The following is a 21,093-nucleotide window of genomic DNA, read 5'->3' as shown; positions in this document are numbered from 1 at the left end:
CCATGACCCAGCCTGACGCCCTCGCCTCTGCCCGCCTCTATTTGTGCACTGATGCCCGTCAACGGCAGGGCGATTTTGAAGACTTTGTGGACGCCGCTTTCGCCGGTGGTGTGGACATCATCCAGCTCCGCGACAAGACGCTGGAAGCTGCCGAGGAGCTTGAAATGCTGGCCGTTTTGCGGAGCGTCGCACAACGGCACGGACGGCTGTGGGCTGTCAACGACCGGGCCGATGTTGCCAGTATTTCCGGGGCTCCCGTGTTCCACATCGGTCAGAAGGACCTGCCTCTGACGGCCGCCCGCACACTCCTGCCGAATGTCACCGGCATCGGTCTTTCCACCCACACACCGGAACAAATCGACGCGGCAATTGCTACCGCCCAAGGCCCCTTGGGACTGGACTACTTCTGTGTGGGTCCGGTCTGGGCAACGCCCACCAAACCCGGGCGCGCGGCTGTGGGTCCGGGTTTGGTCACATATGCCGCAGAGGCACAGAAACGTGCAGGCGACGTGACGACACTTCCGTGGTTCGCCATTGGCGGCATCGACCACAGCAACGTTGAACAGGTGGTCGCCGCGGGGGCCAGCCGCATCGTCGTCGTGCGCGCCATCACGGAGGCAACAGACCCGACGGCGGCAGCGAAGTCGCTGCTGCAGGTGTTGGACACCGTTGAGCCCTAGCCGGTCCTGAGCTGGCCGGCGTCTACGCTGTCAGGCCAAGGCCCGTCATCCGGCGGGAATGCTTCCCGGCGAGTTCCGTCGTCAGCCGTTTCACCTCAGCACGCGAGTCCCCTCCGCTTCTCAGCGTTGGGCCCAGCCGCGGGTGCTCCATGCAGACGCGTTGCGCCTGCGTCAAGGCCTCTCCCACCAGGCGGCGGCCCCACAGTGCAAGGCGCGATGCCAGGCGTGGGTCATCACTCAGGGCCCTCCTCAGCAGAACCCGAAGGACTTCAGTGGCTTGATCGGGGGAAGCCACCCGTTCAACAAAATGCTGCGTTTGTGGGTCAAGGAACATCGCGACAGCCCTGTAGAAGTCCGACGACACAGTGTCGATCACATAGGCCTTCATGACGGATTCGAACCAGTCTCCCGGTTTGGTGCGCTCGTGGAAATGGTCGAAGGAACGCTGGAACGGCAGCATCGCATGTTCGGGGTCGACCCCCATCTCCACCAATCGATCGCTGAGGAGCGCGAAGTTGCCGTAGGCACCCACAGCGATCTTCGCCAGCACTGACCTGTCATGAAGGGTGGGAGCATAACGGGAGTCCAGCGAGAGCCGTCCGAAAGCAGACAGCTCGCCATAGGCCATGGCTCCAAGCAACTCCGCTGAGAGTTCCCTGGCAGAGGCTGCGGCGTCCGGGGATATGCCCATGAACCCAGCCTATCCCTGGCCGGGCATGAGATTCCCGGGGTTTGCGTTCTGCTTCCGGCCTCGTTCCTACTAGGCTGGCTCGACGTGAGTTGACTGCCATGTGCCCTGCATACCGCCCGTCCTCCTCCTCGCACCCACTTCACTGAAGGAATTTCCATGAGTCACCCGAGTTACCCGCCCGCGCCCCAAAACGATGCCGGATCAGGAGTTCCGCAGGTCCCGGCCGCGCCTTATGCTTACGGCGGCCAGTTCCAAGGTGGAGCACAGCCTGGCTACCAACCCGGACCGGCTTCAGGCCCTTATGGAACTACGGGCGGGGCGGTTCCGGCCAAGTCCTTCATGACCACCTGGATTTTGGCGCTGCTTCTGGGTGGCTTGGGTGTGGACCGCTTCTATCTGGGCAAGATTGGTACTGGAATCGCGAAGCTGCTCACTGCCGGCGGCTTCGGCATCTGGTCCATTGTGGACCTCATCATCACCTTGACAGGAAACGCCCGGGACAAAGAGGGCAGGCCGCTGGCAGGCTACCTGGAGAACAAGAAGAAGGCGTGGATCATCACCATCGTCGTCTGGTTCGCTGGTGTGATCGTGGGAATTGTGTCCACTGCGCTGTCTTTCACCCTCTTCGCCGCTGCAGTCCAGCAGGGACGAACCACACCTGCTGCACCGCTCCCTTCCGCCAGTCAAGGGCCCCTGGTGCCCTCGCCTGGCACTGCCAACGAGGCGAACTCCTTCACCGTGGATGTTGATGACAGCACCAAGGTAAAGGTGGGCGTGGTCGATTCTCTTTACACCAACGAAATCCCCTCGATGTCGTACATGAAACCCGCCAACGGGGGGTTCCTCGTGGTGGAGGTGTCCTGGGAGACACTGACGGGGACAAGCTTCGCTTCCTCAACGAACTTCCAGGCCTTCGACGCTGACGGAAAAGAAGGTGAGTTGCTGTTCCTCACTGAGGACCTGGGCAGCCTGCCGATGGGGAGCGTCGCCACGGGGGAGGTCAAACAGGGAGTGATCGCGTTCGACATCAAGAACGGCCCCACCAAGATCGTGGTCACTGATGTCTATGGCGATGAGGCCGCAACCTTCACGCTGACACCTCCGGCCGGTCAATAACCCACCCGGACAGGCTTACGCGCTCAAAGAAGGAACCCGCCGTCCCTCATGGACGGCGGGTTCCTTCGCTAGCGCGTCCAAGACTATCGGCCCATTTCGGGCTAACCTGATTTTCGTGTCACATCATCGGATAGCACCCAACGTCGACGACTCATCGGACCAGCTCGCCGCGGCCCTTGCCGCTCTCAGGACAGAGCTGGAACTCCCCGGTGAATACCCTGCAGACGCTGTGGAAGAAGCACAGCAGGCCGTAGACGCCCTCGAGCTTCCGGAACAGGACCTGCGGGACATAGCGTTTGTGACTATCGATCCGGCGACATCCACCGACCTGGACCAGGCCCTGTTCATCGACCGCACCGGTAACGGTTACACGGTCCTCTACGCAATCGCCGATGTTCCGTCTTTCGTGGCTCCGGGTGGGGCGTTGGACGCAGAAACGCGTCAACGCGGACAAACCTTCTACGCTCCTGACGGGCGGATCCCGTTGCATCCGGAAGTTATCAGCGAGAACGCCGGCAGCCTGCTTGCCAACCAGGATTGCAGTGCTTTCGTGTGGCGTTTTGACTTGGATGCCAAAGCCGAAGTTCAGACGGTCACCGTTGCCCGGGCTGCCGTGCGCAGCAGGGCCAAACTGAGCTACAAGGGCGCTCAACAGCAACTCGACGACGGTACGGCCCCACCCGTTCTGCAGCTCCTCAAAGAAGTAGGGCTCAAACGCGTTGAGCTGGAGCGGCAACGTGGGGGCGCAAGCCTGAACATGCCGGAACAGGAAATAGTTCAAGCCACCGACGGCGGCGGGTACAGGATCGTCGCTGCGCCGTCGCTGCCGGTTGAGGACTGGAACGCGCAGATATCCCTCATGACCGGCATGGCCGCAGCTCAGATGATGCTTGATGGCAAAGTGGGGATACTGCGCACCATGCCGGCACCTGACGATCGATCCCTGCTCCATTTCAAGCGCCAGACTTCTGCACTCGGAAAGCCCTGGGACGGCCAAGTATCCTATGGCGAATATTTGCGGACCTTGGACGCATCCGATCCCAAACAGTTGGCCATCCTGCACTCTGCCGGCATGTTGTTCAGGGGCGCCGGTTACACACCCTTTGACGGTGAGGTGCCCGCGGAGGTCATCCAAGCAGCCATCGGGGCTCCGTATGCGCACACCACCGCACCCCTGCGGCGGCTCATCGATCGCTTTGTCTTGGTGATCTGCGAAGCACTCAGCAACAACCACGACATCCCGCAATGGGCCCGGGAAGCACTCCCCTCGCTGCCGGAGATCATGGCCTCCTCAGACCAATTGGCCGGACGCCTTGAGCGCGCCGCACTGGACACCGTGGAAGCAGCCTTGGTGGCCAATCACATCGGCCAGGAATTCGACGCCGTCGTCATTTCCGGATCCAAACCCTCCAACGGATCCAGCTCAAAGAACGGCAACGGCAGCAGCAACGGCAACGGGCCCTTCGGCGTCATACAGATAGCAGACCCCGCGGTTACCGCCCGGTGTGACGGAGAAATGGAGTCCGGAACCACAGTCCGGGTGCGGTTGCTCAAGGCCGACATTGCCAGCCGGGAAATCAGGTTCGAGCTGCTGCCCTGACCGGCGTTCATGCGGCGATCCGGGCTTTCCGGCCCTCAGAGGATAGACTGGGCGTGTAGTAATGGATGCCCGGTCGTTGATTCAGTTAATTTTTGAACTCAACAAGCCCGCCCCTACGCGATCTTGAGATGTACCAACTGGTCACCAGTGCCAGTACTTAGATAGCCCGCGATCGGCTTCCACTGGATTTGCTTGCGCGCCCGTTCGTGCTCCGGTACGGCTCTACCGCCCCGTTGAGCATGCAGCGCCAATGCCTAAATGAATAAGGAAACTCCCTGTGAGTGAATTGCATACCCACGAAGTCCTGACGGACTCCACCGGAACCGAATCCATCGAACCCGAGGAAACGATCATCTCGGATGAGACGCCCCACGAGATCGAAGAGAAGTCGTTCGCTGATTTCAACGTCCGCGCCGACATCGTTGAGTCTTTGGCCGACGCCGGAATCACACACCCGTTCCCGATCCAGGCCATGACCCTGCCGGTCGCCTTGAGCGGCCACGACATCATCGGCCAAGCCAAAACCGGTACCGGAAAAACGCTGGGCTTCGGCATCCCCGCCCTCCAGCGCGTCGCCGGGAGGGATGATGCAGGATACGCCAAGCTCGCTGTCCCGGGCGCACCGCAGGCCCTGGTCATCGTCCCCACGCGTGAGCTTGCCGTGCAGGTAGCCAACGACCTCCAGGCCGCGTCACGCAAGCGCAACGCCCGCATCGCCACCATCTACGGCGGCCGTGCCTACGAACCCCAGATTGATGCCCTGCAGAAGGGCGTGGAAATCGTTGTCGGCACCCCCGGCCGGTTGATCGACCTTTACAAGCAAAAGCACCTCAGCCTCAAGAACGTCAAAATGGTCATCCTTGACGAGGCCGACGAAATGCTGGACCTTGGCTTCCTCCCGGACGTGGAAACCCTGATTGCCGGCACCCCCGCAGTCCGCCAGACCCTCCTCTTCTCGGCAACCATGCCCGGCCCCGTGATCGCGATGGCTCGCCGTTACATGACGCAGCCCACCCATATCCGGGCAGCCGACCCCAATGATGAAGGCCTGACCAAGCGCGACATCCGCCAGCTCATCTACCGCGCGCACAGCATGGACAAGACCGAGGTTGTGGCCCGCATCCTGCAGGCCCGCGGACGTGGCCGAACCATCATCTTCACCAAGACCAAGCGCACCGCCGCAAAGGTTGCCGAGGAACTCGTGGACCGCGGCTTCGCGGCTGCAGCCATTCACGGCGACCTCGGCCAAGGCGCCCGTGAACAGGCCCTCCGCGCGTTCCGCAACAACAAGGTTGACGTCCTGGTGGCCACCGACGTCGCAGCCCGCGGCATCGACGTCGATGACGTTACCCACGTCATCAACTACCAGTGCGTGGAGGACGAAAAGATCTACCTGCACCGCGTTGGACGTACGGGCCGCGCCGGCAACAAGGGCACCGCCGTCACGTTTGTTGACTGGGACGACATGCCTCGCTGGGGCCTGATCAACAAAGCCCTCGGACTTAGTGTTCCCGAGCCCGTTGAAACCTACTCCTCATCGCCGCACCTGTACACGGATCTGGACATTCCCGAGGGCACCAAGGGTCGTCTGCCGCGCAACAAGCGCGTCCTCGCCGGCGTTGACGCCGAAGTCCTCGAGGACCTCGGCGAAACCGGCAAGAAGAATGCACGCTCCGGCGGCTCAGGCCGCGATGGCGGACGTGACGGCAAGCGCGACGGCGGTCGTGATGGCGGTCGTGGACGCTCCGGTAGGTCCGGCGACGCCGAGTCCAGCGGATCCAAGGGCGAGGGTGGCCGCAACCGTACGCGCCGCCGTCGTACCTCTGATGGTGAGACAGCCCCCGCTGCCGGTGCATCGGAAACCCGCACTGCCACCGCAGACAACGCAGAAAAGCCGGCCCGCACGCGCCGGACCCGCACGCGCCGCCGCAACGGCGAAGTGGTTTCCGGTGAGACCGCAGCTGCCCAGTCCGGTAGCACCGAGGCCTAAAAACCTCAATGACTGAATCTGTTTGGGCGCCGGACGGCGGCAACTTGGTGGTGCACGCGGACAACGCGGAATTCCTCCCTACGCTGCCGGACGGCGCCTTCACACTCATCTACGTGGACCCGCCCTTCAACACGGGCCGGGTCCAACGCCGCCAGGAAACCCGCATGGTCCGCAACGCGGACGGCGACGGCGACCGCGTCGGCTTCAAAGGCCGCTCTTACGACACCATCAAGGGCGCCCTGCACAGCTACGACGACGCCTTCAGCGACTACTGGTCCTTCCTGGAGCCCAAGCTCGTGGAGGCTTGGCGGCTGCTGGCCGACGACGGCACCCTGTATCTGCATTTGGATTACCGGGAAGTCCACTACGCCAAGGTGATGCTGGACTCCATCTTCGGCCGGGAATGCTTCCTTAACGAGATCATCTGGGCCTACGATTACGGCGCCCGCGCCAAGAACCGCTGGCCCACCAAGCACGACAACATTCTGGTGTACGTCAAGAACCCCACCAAGTATCACTTCGACAACGCCCAAGTGGACCGGGAACCGTACATGGCACCTGGCCTGGTCACCCCCGCCAAACGTGAGCTCGGCAAGCTGCCCACGGATGTCTGGTGGCACACCATCGTCTCGCCTACCGGCCGCGAGAAGACCGGTTACCCCACCCAAAAGCCCGAGGGCCTGGTACGCAGGATTGTCTCCGCATCAAGCCGTGAGGGCGATTGGTGCCTCGATTTCTTCGCTGGTTCAGGGACCCTCGGAGCTGTGGCAGCCAAGTTGGGCCGCAACTTTGTGTGCGTCGACCAGAACGAGCAAGCCATCGACGTCATGCGGAAAAGGCTGGGCAACAAGGCAGACTTCCGCCGGAGCGGTTCCTTGCCGGACACCAGCCAGGATCAGGCAGCACCTTTCACGAAAGCCTGAACGGCGTCCGCGATCATCTGCACGGCAATGGCTGAGAGCAGCAGGCCGGCGATCCGCGTCACCAGCTCCACACCGTTTTCACCGAGGACCCGCTGAACGACGCCCGCGAAGCGCATCGCCAGGTACAACGAGCCAAGCACCACAGCGATGCCCAGACCCACCGCCAGATACTCCGCGAGCTGGCTGGACTGCTGCACGAACACCATGACGGCAACAATCGCGCCCGGCCCGGCCATGAGCGGTGTGCCCAGCGGCACGAACGCCACGTTCTTGTACTTGGCGGCGTTTTCCTCGCCGCTGGTGGAGCCTGTGAGCAGCTGCAGCGCGATCAGCACCAGGAGCAGGCCACCGGCACCCTGCAACGCCGCCAGCGAGATGTGCATGTAGTTGAGAATCGACTGGCCGAAGATCGCGAACACCACGATCACACCTGTGGCCACCAAGAGGGCTTGGAACGCGGAACGATTCCGGTCCTTGGCGGACATTTGGGCCGTCAAGGACATGAATATCGGGACTGTACCCGGCGGATCCATGATCACGAACAACGTGATGATCACGGAGGCCAGCAGCTGCAGGTCCATCAGCGGACTCCTCTCACGGAATGCCCGTGCATCACCGGATGACCGTGCTGCCCGTTGCCAGCTCCTCGATCCTGGACAAGACCTCGGGCGGGGTGGTGTTCTCGCCCAAGAGATTGGGTTTTCCTGCCCCGTGATAGTCGGAAGATCCTGTCATGAGCAAGCCGTGTTCGACCGCCAGGCCACGGAGGAAAGCGCGGCCCTCCTCCGGGTTGTCCCGGTGTTCAACCTCAAGTCCCAACAGTCCGGCATCAATCATGTCCCGGTAAGTACGCTCCCCCACGATCCGTCCTCTCGATGAAGCCACCGGATGGGCGAAGACGGGCACGCCGCCAGCCGCGCGGACAAGCTCGACGGCGAAAGCCGGGTTGGGCGCATAGTGCTGCACGAAATACCGCGAGTGGGAGGTGAGGATGGAAGTGAACGCTTCCGTTCGATCCGCCACCACGCCGGCGGCCACCAAAGCATCGGCAATGTGGGGGCGGCCCACCGTGGCACCGGGTGCAACATGGTGGATCACGTCGTCCCAGGTCAATGGATAATCCTCGGACAGCAAAGTGACCATATGCTCGGCACGGGTGAGCCGGGCATCCTTGGACTTGGTAATTTCCTCCAGCAGGCCGGCATGGGCGGGGTCGTGGAGGTAACTGAGCAAGTGGACGCTGATTCCCTGCTCCGTACGGCAGGAGATCTCCATCCCGGGTACGAATGCAATGCCATGCTCCCGTGCGGCGGCAGCGGCAGGCTCCCAGCCATCTGTGGAATCGTGGTCTGTCAGGGCCACGGCATCCAGACCGGCCGAGACGGCGGAAATGATCACCCCGGCCGGTGTCTCGGTTCCATCGGAAACATTCGAGTGCGCATGCAGGTCTATCCTCACTTTCCCAGCCTATGGGATACGGGCCCGCTTGGAGTGCTGCGGCGTTGGCCTCCTCACGTAACTGGTGGGACGATGTAACGGTGAACGATGCCGAAAACACCCAAAACTCGTCCTCCCAGCCGCTGCAAGAGCGTGTCAACAACCGCTCGCAAAGGCCCACATCAGATGCCTTCAAGGCATTCATGGCCAGCAATTGGGCGCCCGCCCCGCAGGTGACCCCTGCGCGTGACGCCGTTGCAGACCACGCCGCACGCCGGCGTCGTACTATTTCCGAACAGTTCAAAGGCGAACGTCTAGTCATCCCGGCCGGTCCGCTGAAGGTCCGATCCAACGACTGCGACTACCGCTTCCGCCCCCACTCCGGGTTCGCCCACCTCACGGGGCTGGGGCTGGACCACGAGCCCGACGCCGTACTGATCCTCGAGCCCGTAGCCGAAGGAAAGGGCGACGACGGCGGTCACCACACTGCCACGCTCTACTTCCGCCCGTTGGCCGGCCGGGATACCGAACAGTTCTACGCTGACTCGCGCGCCGGCGAGTTCTGGATAGGTGCGCGCCCCACACTGGCCGAATTCGAAGCCCGTCTCGGCCTTCCCACGGCCCACATCTCCGAGCTCGAAATGGCGATCACCAAGAATGTTGGCGCCCCGGAAATCGGCGGCATCTCCATTCGGCTGGTCCGCAAAACAGACGAGAACATTGACGCCCTAGTGGACACCGCCCGCTACAACACGGCCAAGGACCCCGAGAACCTTGACCTCGGCGAACTGGACGCCTTGGATGAGAAGCTCAGCGAAGCACTGTCCGAACTGCGCCTGATCAAGGACGACTGGGAAATCGAGCAGATGAAGATTGCCGTGGCTGCAACGGTGGAAGGCTTCGCTGACGTAGTCCGCGCACTCCCCCGCGCGTTGACCCATCAGCGCGGCGAGCGGGTAGTCGAAGGCGCCTTCTTTGCCCGAGCCCGCGAGGAAGGCAATGAACTCGGCTACGACACCATTGCAGCGTCAGGCAACAACGCCACGGTGCTGCACTGGAACCGCAACTCCGGTACCGTCAACGCCGGCGAACTCCTGCTCCTCGATGCCGGAGTGGAAGCGGACTCCCTCTACACAGCTGACATCACCCGCACGCTTCCGGCCACCGGCACCTTCACCGACGTCCAGCGGAAGGTGTATGAAGCTGTACTCGACGCCGCAGACGCCGGCTTCGCGGCCGCACAACCGGGCGTGAAGTTCCGGGACATCCACACGGCGGCAACTACGGTCCTGGCCGAACGCCTGGCTGAATGGGGCCTGCTGCCCGTCTCCGTCGAGGAAGCAATCTCCCCCGAGGGCCAACAGCATCGTCGCTGGATGCCTCACGGCACCAGCCACCACCTGGGACTCGACGTCCACGACTGTGCGCAGGCAAAACGTGAGCTCTACCTTGATGGCATCCTCACCGAGGGCATGGTCTTCACGATCGAACCTGGCCTGTACTTCAAGAACGAAGACCTCGCCATCCCCGAGGAGTACCGCGGGATCGGCGTCCGCATCGAGGACGACATCCTCATGACCTCCGACGGACCCGTCAACCTCAGCGCCGCGCTGCCGCGCAAGGCCGACGACGTCGAGTCCTGGATGGCAGGCATCTACCAGGAAGCCCAGGGCTAACCAGGCCCCTGGAATAACCCAGGGACTCAACAGAACAAAAGGGAAGGCCACCGGGGATCCGGTGGCCTTCCCTTTTTCGTGAGGAAAATCTGTACTGAGGAAAATTGTTGTCCTGCGGAGGCGTCTACTGCTTGGAAGAATCCTCGGAGCTGGACTGCTGTGAATCTTCCTGCGGCGCGTTTTGTTCATGATTCCGTGCAGGAGCCTGTCCGTCGCTTACCCGAACACCGTATTGCGGACGTCCGTCCGGGAGGTCGGGGTACCGGACAGCTGCCGGCGCGGGGGATGGTGCCGGCTGGTTCGCCGGGGCTGCGTTCTGTCCCTCCGGGGCACTTGAGCCACTGGGCTCGGGGGCGCGCTGGCCATAGGGATCATTCCACGTGGTGGGCCGCTCAGGCGCCTGACCGGGCTGCTGGAAGGGCGCGCTTGGCTGGTTGTAGCCGCTGGCCTGCGGCTTAGCAGCCTGGGACGGGTTCATCGGCAGCTGATGGAGCAGTCGGCGGGCCTCCTGGGCTGCCTCCACTGCGACAATGACGTCGTAATTAGTGGCCACCACCTGGCTGGTGGAGGTGAAGTCACGCTTTCCGCGTTGCGTGGCATAAGTGACGATGCCGAACAGCATGAAGAATGCCGCACCCATCAGAACTGAGGTGATGATGGAGAACGGACCCCCGGCCGGAGTGAAGAAGGACAGCATGACGCCGACGAACAGGCCGAACCACATGCCGCTGAGGGCACCGGACAGTGCCACCCTCGGGTAACTCAGGCGGCCGGTCACCCGCTCCACCATTTTGAGGTCATTGCCCACGATCGACACCAGCTGAACAGGGAACTGCTGATCGGCCAGGTAGTCCACCGCCTTCTGGGCGTCCAAATACGAGGTGTACGAGCCTACGGTGTCCCCTTGGGGGACGCTGCGGGACTCCTCAACGGCTTTGGGACCACCAAAAATGTTTGACATAGCCCCATTGTGTCTCATGGACATGTGTAGCGGCTGGAATTCAGCTAAAAGAGAGCAGACTCGGTAGCCTGTAAATATGAGCACACATCCCTCACGCGTCTTTGTCGCGCGCTTGCTCGGCTTGGACGTCTTCGACCCCCTGGGCGATCGTCTTGGCCGGTTGCGCGACGTCGTGGTGCTCTCCCGCGGCACCCGTGGCGCTCCCCATGTGGTGGGCATCGTGGTTGAAGTTCCGGGCAAGAAGCGGGTCTTCGTTCCCATGACGCGGATTACGTCCATCGACCAGACGCAAATTATCTGCACCGGACTGGTGAACTTGCGGCGCTTCGAGCAGCGCGGTGCCGAAACTCTGGTGGTGGCTGAGATGTTCGACCGCCGCGTGACGCTGGCCGATGGCAGTGGAGACGCAACGATCGAGGACATCGCCATGGACCAGCACAGGTCCAAGGACTGGTTTGTCAGCAAGCTGTTCGTCCGTCGTGGACACTCCCTGTCGCCCTTTGGCAGGCTCCGCCGCAACGAGACACTGATCATCGATTGGGCCGACGCCCAGACCGGCGGCCACAACGAGCCACAGGCCGCAACGCAGTTCGTTGCCACCCACGAAGACCTCAAACCTGCCGACTTCGCTGAAGCACTGCAGGAAATGAGCGACAAACGGCGTTTTGAAGTGGCCAGTGAGCTTCAGGATGAACGCCTGGCAGATGTCCTCCAGGAACTCCCGGAAGATGACCAGGTGGAGATCCTCTCCGCACTTGATGTGGAACGTGCCGCCGACGTCCTCGAAGAGATGGATCCTGACGACGCCGCCGACCTCCTGGCCGAGCTTCCCTCCGCCCAGGCGGAAGAGCTGCTTCAACTCATGGAACCCCAGGAAGCCGAGGACGTCCGCCGCCTCCTCGAGTACGACGAAGACACCGCCGGTGGCCTCATGACTCCTGTCCCGGTCATTCTGCCTCCGGAAGCCACGGTGGCCGAAGCCCTTGCCCACGTCCGGCGTGAAGAACTCTCGCCCGCGCTGGCGTCATCCATCTTCATTGCCCGTCCGCCCCTGGAAACCCCCACCGGACGTTTCCTGGGCGTGGTGCATATACAGCAGCTCCTGCGTTTCCCTCCGCCGGAACCGCTGGGCAACCTCGTCGATAAAAACCTTGAGCCGCTCTCGGACCAAGCCCACATCTCCGAAGTGGCCCGGACCCTGGCGACGTACAACCTGAATTCACTTCCAGTCGTGGACGACGACGGCCGCCTTGTGGGGGCGGTGACTGTTGATGACGTGCTGGATCACCTGTTGCCGGATGACTGGCGCGCCCACGAGGACGACGCCCCTATAAGGAAACTTGGAGGCCGCATTGGCTGATAACAACGCCACCCGATCCACCAAGTCCACGGGACGCTCAAGCAGCAGCCTCGATACGCCCCTGAGCGGACGTCAACGCATCCTGCCCAAGTTCTCACCGAACCCGGACGCTTTTGGAAACGCCACCGAAGGCTTCGCCCGGTTCATGGGCACGCCTACGTTCCTCGTCTACATGACGGTGTTCTGTGTGTTCTGGCTTGCGTGGAACTCCTTCGCTCCCACGGACTGGCAGTTCGACCGCATGGAGCTGGGCTTCACCCTGCTGACGCTGATGCTTTCGCTGCAGGCCTCCTACGCCGCGCCGCTCCTGCTGCTGGCCCAAAACCGGCAGGACGACCGCGACCGCGTCTCGCTCCAGCAGGACCGCCAGCGGGCCGAACGCAATCTCTCCGACACCGAGTACCTGACACGGGAATTGGCCTCGCTCCGCATTGCCTTGCGTGAAGTGGCCACCCGTGACTATGTCCGGACCGAACTCCGAAGCCTGCTTGAAGACATCATTGATGCCCAAGAGGAACTTCGCGAGGGCGATGCCGCCGCTGACGGCACTGAATCACCCGGCGAGAGGGTCAAGGAGAAGCTGAAGGACAAGCGGGACAAATCGCGCGGGCCCCGCACCCAGCAGATTCCCCGAGTCCGCGCCCCTCGCGCCGCAGGTCCGCAGCATTCAACCACCAAACCATCGCCCGAAAACCCTGAAAGCCGAGCCTGACCATATGAGCATCGCATCGGTCGAGGCGCTGAATGCTGCCTTGGCAACCGTCATTGATCCCGAGCTACGGCGCCCCATTACCGAACTTGGCATGGTGGAGTCGGTAACGGCCAATGATGACGGCACCGTGCATGTGGCTGTTCTGCTGACCATCGCCGGGTGCCCCCTGCGGGAAACAATTACCAAGGACGCTACAGACGCCCTCCTCCATGTGGAAGGCGTCACCGGTGTAGACGTGGAGCTGAAGGTCATGACGCCGGCACAGCGTGAAGCCCTCAAGGAACAGCTCCGCGGACCAGCCGGACAACGCGGCATACCCTTCACTAAACCCGGTTCCCTGACCAAGGTGTACGCCGTGGCCAGCGGAAAAGGCGGTGTAGGCAAATCCTCTGTCACTGTTAATCTGGCCTGCGCACTGGCCGCCCAGGGCCTCCGTGTGGGCATCGTGGACGCCGACGTGCACGGCTTTTCCGTGCCCGGGCTGATGGGGATCACCCAAAAACCCACGCAGGTGGACGACATGATCCTTCCGCCCGTGGCCTACGGCGTCAAGGTCATTTCCATTGGCATGTTCGTTGACGGCAACCAGCCAGTGGCATGGCGCGGCCCCATGCTGCACAGGGCCCTTGAACAATTCCTGACCGATGTCTACTTCGGCGACCTCGATGCCCTCTTCCTGGATCTGCCTCCCGGCACGGGGGACATCGCGATCTCGGTGGCGCAGCTTCTACCCAACGCAGAGATTCTGGTAGTGACCACCCCGCAGGCAGCTGCCGCTGATGTGGCCGAACGAGCCGGCACCATCGCCACCCAGACCGGACAGAAGGTGGCCGGCATCATCGAGAACATGTCCTACCTGGAAATGCCCGACGGCGAACGCATGGAATTGTTCGGAAGTGGAGGCGGTGCAATCCTCGCTGAGCGTTTGAGCACTGCTGTGGGAACCGACGTGCCACTCCTCGGTCAGATTCCGCTGGATATCCGGTTACGGGAGGGTGGCGACGCCGGGAAGCCTGTGGTTCTGGCAGCACCAGAGACGGCTGCCGCGAAAGCGCTGGAGGGTATTGCTGCCTCTTTGGCCACGCGGCCCCGCGGGCTGTCCGGCATGCCGTTGGGGATCCAGCCCCGCTGAGCCTACTGGTCCGGGCCGGCAGAGCGCCGCGTCCTTGGAGGGGCTGCCAGCTCCTCCGGCTCAGGTCGCTTCGGTATCAAAGGGTGCGGCTTCGCCCTCGGCGAGTCTCTCAATGACCCGCACCGGAGTCTTGGGTTTGACATCTACGGCTGCAGCAGCGGCGGCGGGTGCTCCGGCACTGACAGGTTTGTCGTCATCAAGAAGAGCATCCTTGATGATGCGCCGGGGATCATACTGGCGGGGATCGTATTTCTTCCAATCGACCTCATCGATGTCGATGCCGACTTCTTCTTTGATCTGCTCGCGGGCGCCGGATGCCATCCGACGCACTTCCTTAACCAGGTTGGCCAGCTTTTGAGTGTATTCGGGCAAACGGCTGGGACCGATGACGAGTACGCCGATAATCAGAAGAAGTATGAACTCCGGGCCATTGATTCCAAGCACGTAACGAAGATTACCTTGTCTCTGGTGCCGCTCCTAAACCGGCAGGACGGAGTAGGGTTTGCACGCCTCGCAGCACCCTTTTGTACCACGGCTCCTGATCTTCCGGTGCAGGAGCCATGGACATGGAATCCCCCGCGCGGACGATTTCAGGGACAGCATCGTCCGCAGTGTCCGCCGGAAGGTCGGAGGCGTAACTGATAACGGCTGCAGGCATGGTGTAGACAGCCTTCCATGGGGTTCCCTGCGTGAGTGAGAGTTGCGCGGATGTAGATTGCCCCGGTTCTCGGTTCGCAGGCAAGTGTTCCTCCACGATGGTGGCAAAGTGACCGTTGTTTTCCAGCCGGATCTCTACAGCAGGGTTGCCATTGTGCTTGGTTGCTTGGGCGGATACAACGTGGAAGCCCATTGCTGACAGCTCAGGGCACGCCCAACCTTCTGCCCGAAGTGAATCCAACTGGTCAGGGCTCAAACTGACGGTGCTCCCGGCTCGGAACGCAGGTCCCACCATGGCATCGGCGGGGCTGCCCGTCCAGGCACCGGCAAACCCGCTGGCGCTGCTTGTTCCCGCGAGGACTTGCGGCTCGGCATCGCCGGCGATCACGTAGGCAGACACAGCCAGTGCACCCGCACTGACCATCAGGGTGCCCGCAGCAATGCCTGCCATACGAAGGCCCGGGAAACGACGGTACGAATTTCGCAGCGGTGGGAAGTGCGGCGTCGAGCCAGCCGGTCCAGGATCGTTCGCCAGGCGTTCCGTGTGCTGGATCAGTCGCGCGGCAAGGTCCTGGCTGGCTTCAGGTACGGCCGCGCCACGAAGGCGCTCAATGTACTGCCGTTCGCGGCGGAGGGCCATGCGGCATTCAGCGCAGTGCTGCAGGTGTTCCGTGCTGCGAGTATGGCGCAGCGAAGCCAAGGTGCGCCGGGGCGGGGCTCCCGGACGAAGGGGACGTCGAGGCATCGACAACCTAAAGAATGCTGGCGATGCGGGGCATCTTCAACCGCGGCTTGCGCGCCTCTGCCGGGCGGGGATCGCGGTGGGCCAGTTTCTCCCGGAGCATGGTCCGCCCGCGGTGGATTCGGGACCTGACAGTTCCCAGTTTCACACCGAGCGCCTCGGCGACTTCATCATAGGAAAGACCTTCAAGATCACACAGCACCACGGCGGCGCGGAAGTCCGGCGGGAGTTCTTCCAAAGCGCGCTGGACGTCGAGGTCAAGGTTATTGTGCTCGAAGCTCTGCTCAGGTCCGGGTTCACGGCCCGGCAAACGGGATTCGGCATCTTCGGCGAGCGCATCGAAGCGGATCCTGCTCCTGCGCCGTGCCCCGTCCAGGAACAGGTTGGTGGTGATGCGGTGCAACCAGCCATCCAAGGTTCCGGGTTTGAAGTTTTCCAGGGAACGGAACACCCTGACAAAAACTTCCTGGGTGAGGTCTTCGGCGTCGTACTTGTTGCCGGTCAGGCGATAGGCGAGGCGATATACCTTGGCGGAGTGGTTTGACACCACTTCCTCCCAGCTGGGCATGACCCAGTCAGTAACGGCCTCCAGGCTTTCCGCTGTTTGGACTGGCGCAGCATGCGATGCCGGCATCGTCCACTCCCCTCAAACTGTGGTTCACCGAACTTTCGGTGCCGCCCACCTCATGGATGACCGGAGCATTATCATCCCAAGTTTGTCTGGGAATTTCCTGACTGGACGGCGATTTCTCCGCAAGGCTGAAAACGGCCATGGACACAGCCCCAGGGAGCATCCCTTCAGCGGGTTTACCCGTGCGGACACAGTAGTCTTGGTACAAACACCCCTTCCCGCGGAAAGCGAACCCCTTCATGAGTGCCGACAAGTCAAGCAGCTGGTCCTACGCAGAAGATCTGCCGGCTGAGGATGACGTGTTGTTACGCGCCCGTGAGCGGTCCTTTGAGCTGGGTGTTACCCCCATCAGCCCCGGTGTGGGTGCGGTGCTGACAGTGCTTGCCGCGGCGTCCAAAGCGCAGACAGTGGTGGAAGTTGGCTCCGGGGCAGGAGTGTCCGGGGTTTGCCTGCTGCGTGGCCTCAGCCCCCATGCCGTGCTGACCACCATCGATGTGGACGTCGAGCATTTGAAGGCCGCCAGGGAAGCATTCCTTGAGTCCGGTAGCCCTGCCAACCGTACCCGCACCATTTCAGGCCGCGCGGCGGATGTGTTGCCACGACTGACCGACTCCGCATACGACCTCGTGTTCATCGATGCCGACAAGCCCAACTTCCCCAAATACGTGGAACAGGCAATCCGCCTCCTGAAATCAGGCGGCACCCTGGTGATCAACGATGCTTTGGACAAGGACCGCGTCGCCAACCCGGCAGCGCGTGAAGCAACCACGGTGGTTCTGCGTCAGATTGTGAAGGCCATCCGCGACGACGACCGGTTGGCGTCGGCGATGCTGCCGACGGGCGACGGCCTTCTGGTGGCCGTCAAGAAGTAGGGTGCCTGCCAGCATCAGGAAAAGCAGGTTAAACAAAAGCAGGGCCCCGGTTTTCCGGGCCCTGCTTTGTAAATCTATCCAAATGCCTATTCAGTAACGCCTACGAGGCATTCCTTGAGGTTGGCCGCTTCCGCAGCGTTGAGTTCGACAACGAGTCGTCCTCCGCCTTCGAGCGGCACACGCATGATCAAGCTGCGTCCCTCTTTGGTAACTTCCATAGGGCCGTCGCCGGTACGTGGTTTCATAGCCGCCATTAGGAAAATCCCCTCCATTTGTCCCAAGTCACGCCAACCCGGCCGGGCTGGTTCCGCGTCGCAATTGCAGCCGGCGGCACCGCTTGGGAGGCCGCCTTGGCCGGGCACTTTTCGGTGCTTTGTCCTTGCTCTTGTCCTATTATCCCGTAATTACCTGTCCGTAGCTAATCAAACGCGCATTTGTCCGGACTTTGTACATACTCCGCCGGCGCGGCAAACGTCCACGTCAGGGCGGATAGTCCCCGCCGCCGGGGAGCGGAGCCCACGCCCACAGCCACACCACCCAGACGATCTGGAGGAGGACGAACATCACCACGACCGTCCCCCGGTACGCTTTGGATTTGGAGAGCAACGCCACCGCCAAGGCCAGGGGAAAAAGCGGCAGCAGCATTCTGAAGGTACTGGTCTGTGGGTGAAGGAAGACCAGCAGGTAGCCCATGTAACAAGCGCACCAAAGCCGCAACTCAGTTCCCAGCGCCCTGACCGGCCTGGACATCATGACCAGCACGAAAAGCGCCGTGAAGACGAACGGGGCCATCACGCCCAACACAGGACCGAACAGCATCCGACCCGTGTCGAACCACGGCTTGAAAGGCACAAGATCGTGCCCCCGCCACGCTGTTTCCGTGCGTGTGTAGGCAGTGAGTTCGCCGGTGGTTGCCCAGGCAATGGCTGGCCACGCGAGAGCTCCAATGCCCGCCGCAAGCACCATCGCCCCCAGCGAGAGCAAGCTGCGCACCGACGTCGCGTCTTCACCGCCTGACGCGGGGGCTGACAGCGTCCCCGAAGGCCTGAAGCGCTGCCACAGACGCCAGAGCAACAGCAATCCCACCATGGCGGCAAACGGGACTCCCGTGGGCCTGGAAAGACACATGAGAAGCACTACCGGAATTGCCGCCAGATATCGGCCGCGGACCACCAGCAACAACGAGCCGGACAACAGCAGCAGGTTTAAGGACTCGGCATACGGGACCTGAAGGATTGGGGACACCGGAAAAGTGGAAACGAAGACGACGCCCCACAGCGCCGCGCGCTTACCTGCGAACTCACGGAAGAGCTTGTAAATCACCAAAGCGGCGCCCACACCCGCCACCATGGCGATGATGGTGAGCGCCGGGAGGGTTCCTATCCCGGTGGCTGCCGCGAGACCCCGGGCCAGGAAGGGAAAGAGTGCATAGAACGCCCATGCGTTTTGCTGAACGACGCCGTTCGCGTCCACGGGCAGGACCGAGGGATAGCCCTTGTCAGCCGCTTCCTGATACCAGCGTCCATCCCAGATAGTGATGAAGTTCCAGTAATCCGGCGCGGGCGGGAACCACGGGTTGGTTCCTTGGTGAATGGCTGCCGCCATGAAGATGCAGGCACTGACCAGCCGGGCCACCACAAATATCAAGGGAACCTGCAGCCACCAAGGCCATCCGGCCATTCCGGCGACGGCAGCTGATAGACCCAAGGACAGCCGGTCCGCGGGTCCCCGCGCCCCTTGCGTCTTTGAGCCAGGGGGCTGCGAGGCTGGAGTCCGCGAGCTCACTGCCGGGTCCGGCCGGTTTCGCCGTCCTCGCCACGACACTGAACCAGCGCGCCCAACCGTTGGATCTCGCGATCCTTGGCCTGCAACTGGTCCCTGAGCTCGTCGAGGACCTGGTCCACCTGATCCATCCGATAGCCACGGAGGCCAAGCGCAAAACGGAGGGAATCGACGTCGACGGGCTTGGCGTCCTCCGGCAGCAGGACAGCGGGCAGGTTGGGAACGGGTTGCTCCAGTCCCGATCCAAGAGAGCGCCCCTTGACGATTCCGGCACCGAGATACAACGCAGCGCCGACGAGGACTATCGCGAGAAACACCAGGAAAAAGCTCACAGGTCCATCGTGCCAGAAACGAAGGTCTACTCCGGGCGCTGGTCTCCGTTGGGAGTCGGAGGCAACGGCGCGCCATGTAGGACGCGGTGCACGGCGTCGGCGGGGTCATCCACCAACTGGATCAGGTCAAGGTCCTTCTCCGAAACCATGCCCTCTGCCACCAAGGTCTCCCGGATCCACTCGATCATGGGACCCCAGAACCGCACTCCCAGAAGAACAATGGGGAAGGAGGTGACCTTACGTGTTTGCACCAGCACCATGGCTTCGAACAATTCATCGAGAGTCCCTAGTCCTCCGGGAAGCACCACGAAGCCTTGCGCGTACTTGACGAACATGGTTTTGCGGGCGAAGAAGTAGCGGAAATTGATGCCCAAATCCACCCATTGGTTGAGCCCTTGCTCGAAGGGAAGTTCGATGCCCAGGCCAACGGAAACCCCATTGCCCTCCACAGCGCCCTTATTGGCAGCTTCCATGGATCCCGGGCCACCGCCGGTAATCACGGCCACGCCGGCTTCAGCAAGCTTGCGGCCCACATCCACGGCCATCTCGTAGTACTCGGATCCGGGTTTGGTCCGCGCGGAGCCAAACACACTAACGGCAGGACCCAGATCAGCCAGGGCTCCGAAGCCCTCTACGAACTCACTCTGGATTCGCAGGACACGCCACGGATCGGTGTGGATGAACTGCCCGGCACCGCTGGTATCCAGCAAATGCTGGTCCGACATTCCCGTGTCAGCCTGTTTGCGCCGAAGCTCAAGGGAGCCTTTGTGCTTGGCGGGGGCGACCTCCGAAGGGAGGGGCACATGGGTGCCCGTGACGCGGCCGTTGGCATCCGGACGGGGAACGTGGTGCTGGCTCATGCTCATTGCCCAAGGCTAGCGCGGATGAAGGCGCGCTCCGTGGCAGCGACCCGCATCTTGCATTGCAGTCTGGTATATCGCTGTGGGGCAGGTTTCTGTTCAGTCACGATCTTCAGGAAGTTGCCGTGACCGTGGTCATATTTGCTTCTTTGTTCGCTAGATTCGTCGTATGACTACTCAAGCGTCCGGCGATGCCCTCGTCTCCCTGAACGGCGTCAATAAGCACTACGGTCAATTGCATGTCCTCAAAGACATCAACCTTCAGGTTAAGAAGGGTGAAGTGGTGGTGGTTATCGGACCATCCGGATCCGGTAAATCCACTCTCTGCCGTGCGATCAACCGCTTGGAAACCATCGACGACGGCGACATCGCCATCGACGGGAAGAAGCTTCCCGAAGAAGGCAAGGACCTCGCGCACCTGCGTGCCGACGTCGGCATGGTCTTCCAGTCCTTCAACCTGTTCGCCCACAAGACGATTCTTGAGAACGTCACGCTGGGTCCCATCAAGGTGAAGAAAGTGGCCAAGGGTACGGCCGACAAGGAAGCCATGGCCCTCCTGGAACGCGTAGGCGTTGGCCACCAAGCCCCGAAGCTTCCCGCCCAGCTCTCAGGCGGCCAGCAGCAACGTGTGGCCATTGCCCGCGCTCTTGCCATGAAGCCTAAGGTCATGCTGTTCGACGAACCTACGTCGGCACTGGACCCCGAGATGATCAACGAAGTGTTGGACGTCATGATCCAGCTGGCCAAGGAAGGCATGACCATGATCGTGGTCACCCACGAGATGGGCTTCGCCCGCAAGGCTGCCGACCGCGTGGTGTTCATGGCTGACGGCCAGATCGTCGAGGACGCCACCCCCGAGGAATTCTTCACCAACCCGAAGAGCACCCGCGCAAAAGACTTCTTGTCCAAGCTCTTGACCCACTAGCTCCTTACCGCCAG

22 protein-coding genes are annotated in these 21,093 nt (G+C 62.2%); 11 read left to right on the top strand and 11 right to left on the bottom strand.

From position 1 onward, the window contains the following. Positions 1-2: 2 nt before the first annotated feature. The gene (thiE, locus tag EU811_RS11235; RefSeq protein ID WP_142938497.1) at positions 3-680 is read left to right on the top strand and encodes a thiamine phosphate synthase; all 678 of its coding nucleotides are present in this window, start codon (positions 3-5) and stop codon (positions 678-680) included. A 22-nt stretch (positions 681-702) separates the two neighbouring features. Here thiE and EU811_RS11230 read toward each other — a convergent pair whose 3' ends face one another. Further along, on the bottom strand, positions 703-1,371 hold the full coding sequence (locus EU811_RS11230) for a ferritin-like fold-containing protein (RefSeq protein ID WP_142938496.1): 669 nt from the start codon (positions 1,369-1,371) through the stop codon (positions 703-705). Positions 1,372-1,527: 156 nt separating this feature from the next. Here EU811_RS11230 and EU811_RS11225 point away from each other — a divergent pair, with 156 nt between their 5' ends. From EU811_RS11225 to EU811_RS11210, 4 genes are all read left to right on the top strand, one after another. After that, positions 1,528-2,487: a TM2 domain-containing protein gene (locus tag EU811_RS11225; protein ID WP_142938495.1), complete on the top strand. Its 960-nt coding sequence runs from the start codon at positions 1,528-1,530 to the stop codon at positions 2,485-2,487. 115 nt (positions 2,488-2,602) lie between these two features. After that, the gene (locus EU811_RS11220) at positions 2,603-4,087 is read left to right on the top strand and encodes an RNB domain-containing ribonuclease (protein WP_142938494.1); all 1,485 of its coding nucleotides are present in this window, start codon (positions 2,603-2,605) and stop codon (positions 4,085-4,087) included. A 277-nt stretch (positions 4,088-4,364) separates the two neighbouring features. Further along, the gene (locus EU811_RS11215) at positions 4,365-6,077 is read left to right on the top strand and encodes a DEAD/DEAH box helicase (protein WP_142938493.1); all 1,713 of its coding nucleotides are present in this window, start codon (positions 4,365-4,367) and stop codon (positions 6,075-6,077) included. 8 nt (positions 6,078-6,085) lie between these two features. Beyond that, on the top strand, positions 6,086-7,000 hold the full coding sequence (locus EU811_RS11210; RefSeq protein WP_142938492.1) for a DNA-methyltransferase: 915 nt from the start codon (positions 6,086-6,088) through the stop codon (positions 6,998-7,000). Here EU811_RS11210 and EU811_RS11205 read toward each other — a convergent pair. Continuing rightward, on the bottom strand, positions 6,973-7,581 hold the full coding sequence (locus tag EU811_RS11205) for a MarC family protein (protein ID WP_142938491.1): 609 nt from the start codon (positions 7,579-7,581) through the stop codon (positions 6,973-6,975). The two genes, EU811_RS11210 and EU811_RS11205, sit on opposite strands and share 28 nt — an antisense overlap. A 31-nt stretch (positions 7,582-7,612) precedes the next feature. After that, the gene (locus EU811_RS11200) at positions 7,613-8,458 is read right to left on the bottom strand and encodes a PHP domain-containing protein (protein ID WP_142938490.1); all 846 of its coding nucleotides are present in this window, start codon (positions 8,456-8,458) and stop codon (positions 7,613-7,615) included. An 80-nt stretch (positions 8,459-8,538) separates the two neighbouring features. On the opposite strand from EU811_RS11200, the gene EU811_RS11195 reads away from it, so the two are divergent. Then, on the top strand, positions 8,539-10,113 hold the full coding sequence (locus EU811_RS11195) for an aminopeptidase P family protein (protein ID WP_142938489.1): 1,575 nt from the start codon (positions 8,539-8,541) through the stop codon (positions 10,111-10,113). Between the two features lie 124 nt (positions 10,114-10,237). On the opposite strand, the gene EU811_RS11190 is transcribed toward EU811_RS11195, so the two are convergent. Then, positions 10,238-11,074 carry a general stress protein gene (locus tag EU811_RS11190; protein WP_187697137.1) on the bottom strand — a complete coding sequence of 279 codons (837 nt, stop codon included), beginning with the start codon at positions 11,072-11,074 and terminating at the stop codon, positions 10,238-10,240. A 76-nt stretch (positions 11,075-11,150) separates the two neighbouring features. On the opposite strand from EU811_RS11190, the gene EU811_RS11185 reads away from it, so the two are divergent. From EU811_RS11185 to EU811_RS11175, 3 genes are read left to right on the top strand one after another with little or no spacing between them, the layout of a single operon-like run. After that, on the top strand, positions 11,151-12,434 hold the full coding sequence (locus EU811_RS11185; RefSeq protein WP_142938488.1) for a magnesium transporter MgtE N-terminal domain-containing protein: 1,284 nt from the start codon (positions 11,151-11,153) through the stop codon (positions 12,432-12,434). After that, the gene (locus EU811_RS11180) at positions 12,415-13,146 is read left to right on the top strand and encodes a DUF1003 domain-containing protein (protein WP_142938487.1); all 732 of its coding nucleotides are present in this window, start codon (positions 12,415-12,417) and stop codon (positions 13,144-13,146) included. Before EU811_RS11185 ends, EU811_RS11180 begins: the two co-directional genes overlap by 20 nt. Before the next feature lie 4 nt (positions 13,147-13,150). Further along, the gene (locus EU811_RS11175; RefSeq protein ID WP_142938486.1) at positions 13,151-14,278 is read left to right on the top strand and encodes an Mrp/NBP35 family ATP-binding protein; all 1,128 of its coding nucleotides are present in this window, start codon (positions 13,151-13,153) and stop codon (positions 14,276-14,278) included. Between the two features lie 60 nt (positions 14,279-14,338). Here EU811_RS11175 and EU811_RS11170 read toward each other — a convergent pair whose 3' ends face one another. From EU811_RS11170 to sigE, 3 genes are all read right to left on the bottom strand, one after another. Beyond that, positions 14,339-14,722 carry a Sec-independent protein translocase TatB gene (locus EU811_RS11170; protein WP_142938485.1) on the bottom strand — a complete coding sequence of 128 codons (384 nt, stop codon included), beginning with the start codon at positions 14,720-14,722 and terminating at the stop codon, positions 14,339-14,341. A gap of 10 nt (positions 14,723-14,732) precedes the next feature. Then, positions 14,733-15,575: a hypothetical protein gene (locus EU811_RS11165; RefSeq protein WP_238703386.1), complete on the bottom strand. Its 843-nt coding sequence runs from the start codon at positions 15,573-15,575 to the stop codon at positions 14,733-14,735. Between the two features lie 112 nt (positions 15,576-15,687). After that, complete coding sequence (sigE, locus tag EU811_RS11160; RefSeq protein WP_142938484.1) at positions 15,688-16,311, bottom strand: RNA polymerase sigma factor SigE; 624 nt, start codon at positions 16,309-16,311, stop codon at positions 15,688-15,690. A gap of 236 nt (positions 16,312-16,547) precedes the next feature. Between sigE and EU811_RS11155 the strand changes: the two genes are divergently transcribed. Continuing rightward, the gene (locus EU811_RS11155; RefSeq protein ID WP_142938483.1) at positions 16,548-17,180 is read left to right on the top strand and encodes an O-methyltransferase; all 633 of its coding nucleotides are present in this window, start codon (positions 16,548-16,550) and stop codon (positions 17,178-17,180) included. A gap of 86 nt (positions 17,181-17,266) precedes the next feature. Here EU811_RS11155 and EU811_RS11150 read toward each other — a convergent pair whose 3' ends face one another. From EU811_RS11150 to EU811_RS11135, 4 genes are all read right to left on the bottom strand, one after another. After that, on the bottom strand, positions 17,267-17,434 hold the full coding sequence (locus tag EU811_RS11150; protein ID WP_009357720.1) for a DUF3117 domain-containing protein: 168 nt from the start codon (positions 17,432-17,434) through the stop codon (positions 17,267-17,269). 226 nt (positions 17,435-17,660) lie between these two features. Further along, a complete protein-coding gene (locus EU811_RS11145) occupies positions 17,661-18,860 on the bottom strand; it encodes a hypothetical protein (RefSeq protein WP_187697135.1) in 1,200 nt (399 codons plus the stop codon). 101 nt (positions 18,861-18,961) lie between these two features. Then, entirely contained in the window at positions 18,962-19,294 is a 333-nt protein-coding gene (locus EU811_RS11140; protein WP_142938482.1) for a DivIVA domain-containing protein, read from the bottom strand. A gap of 26 nt (positions 19,295-19,320) precedes the next feature. Further along, on the bottom strand, positions 19,321-20,160 hold the full coding sequence (locus EU811_RS11135) for an LOG family protein (protein ID WP_187697133.1): 840 nt from the start codon (positions 20,158-20,160) through the stop codon (positions 19,321-19,323). A gap of 163 nt (positions 20,161-20,323) precedes the next feature. On the opposite strand from EU811_RS11135, the gene EU811_RS11130 reads away from it, so the two are divergent. Further along, positions 20,324-21,079, top strand: a complete 756-nt coding sequence (locus EU811_RS11130) for an amino acid ABC transporter ATP-binding protein (protein ID WP_062072913.1) — start codon at positions 20,324-20,326, stop codon at positions 21,077-21,079. Positions 21,080-21,093: the final 14 nt, after the last annotated feature.

Origin of the sequence: Arthrobacter sp. TS-15, from assembly GCF_006964045.1 — a bacterium.
GTDB lineage: Bacteria > Actinomycetota > Actinomycetes > Actinomycetales > Micrococcaceae > Arthrobacter.
Note: the sequence above shows the minus strand (reverse complement) of the source record. Positions and strands in the feature narration are given on the sequence as shown.

Bases quoted from the DNA above. Each gene is read 5' to 3' on its own strand.
- EU811_RS11155 (WP_142938483.1), top strand. From the start codon at position 16,548: ATGAGTGCCGACAAGTCAAGCAGCTGGTCCTACGCAGAAGATCTGCCG.
- EU811_RS11225 (WP_142938495.1), top strand. From the start codon at position 1,528: ATGAGTCACCCGAGTTACCCGCCCGCGCCCCAAAACGATGCCGGATCA.
- EU811_RS11185 (WP_142938488.1), top strand. From the start codon at position 11,151: ATGAGCACACATCCCTCACGCGTCTTTGTCGCGCGCTTGCTCGGCTTG.
- EU811_RS11190 (WP_187697137.1), bottom strand. From the start codon at position 11,074: ATGTCAAACATTTTTGGTGGTCCCAAAGCCGTTGAGGAGTCCCGCAGC.
- EU811_RS11150 (WP_009357720.1), bottom strand. From the start codon at position 17,434: ATGGCGGCTATGAAACCACGTACCGGCGACGGCCCTATGGAAGTTACC.
- thiE (WP_142938497.1), top strand. From the start codon at position 3: ATGACCCAGCCTGACGCCCTCGCCTCTGCCCGCCTCTATTTGTGCACT.
- EU811_RS11130 (WP_062072913.1), top strand. From the start codon at position 20,324: ATGACTACTCAAGCGTCCGGCGATGCCCTCGTCTCCCTGAACGGCGTC.
- EU811_RS11145 (WP_187697135.1), bottom strand. From the start codon at position 18,860: ATGGCCGGATGGCCTTGGTGGCTGCAGGTTCCCTTGATATTTGTGGTG.
- EU811_RS11165 (WP_238703386.1), bottom strand. From the start codon at position 15,575: ATGGCCCTCCGCCGCGAACGGCAGTACATTGAGCGCCTTCGTGGCGCG.
- EU811_RS11135 (WP_187697133.1), bottom strand. From the start codon at position 20,160: ATGAGCATGAGCCAGCACCACGTTCCCCGTCCGGATGCCAACGGCCGC.
- sigE (WP_142938484.1), bottom strand. From the start codon at position 16,311: ATGCCGGCATCGCATGCTGCGCCAGTCCAAACAGCGGAAAGCCTGGAG.
- EU811_RS11210 (WP_142938492.1), top strand. From the start codon at position 6,086: ATGACTGAATCTGTTTGGGCGCCGGACGGCGGCAACTTGGTGGTGCAC.
- EU811_RS11230 (WP_142938496.1), bottom strand. From the start codon at position 1,371: ATGGGCATATCCCCGGACGCCGCAGCCTCTGCCAGGGAACTCTCAGCG.
- EU811_RS11175 (WP_142938486.1), top strand. From the start codon at position 13,151: ATGAGCATCGCATCGGTCGAGGCGCTGAATGCTGCCTTGGCAACCGTC.
- EU811_RS11205 (WP_142938491.1), bottom strand. From the start codon at position 7,581: ATGGACCTGCAGCTGCTGGCCTCCGTGATCATCACGTTGTTCGTGATC.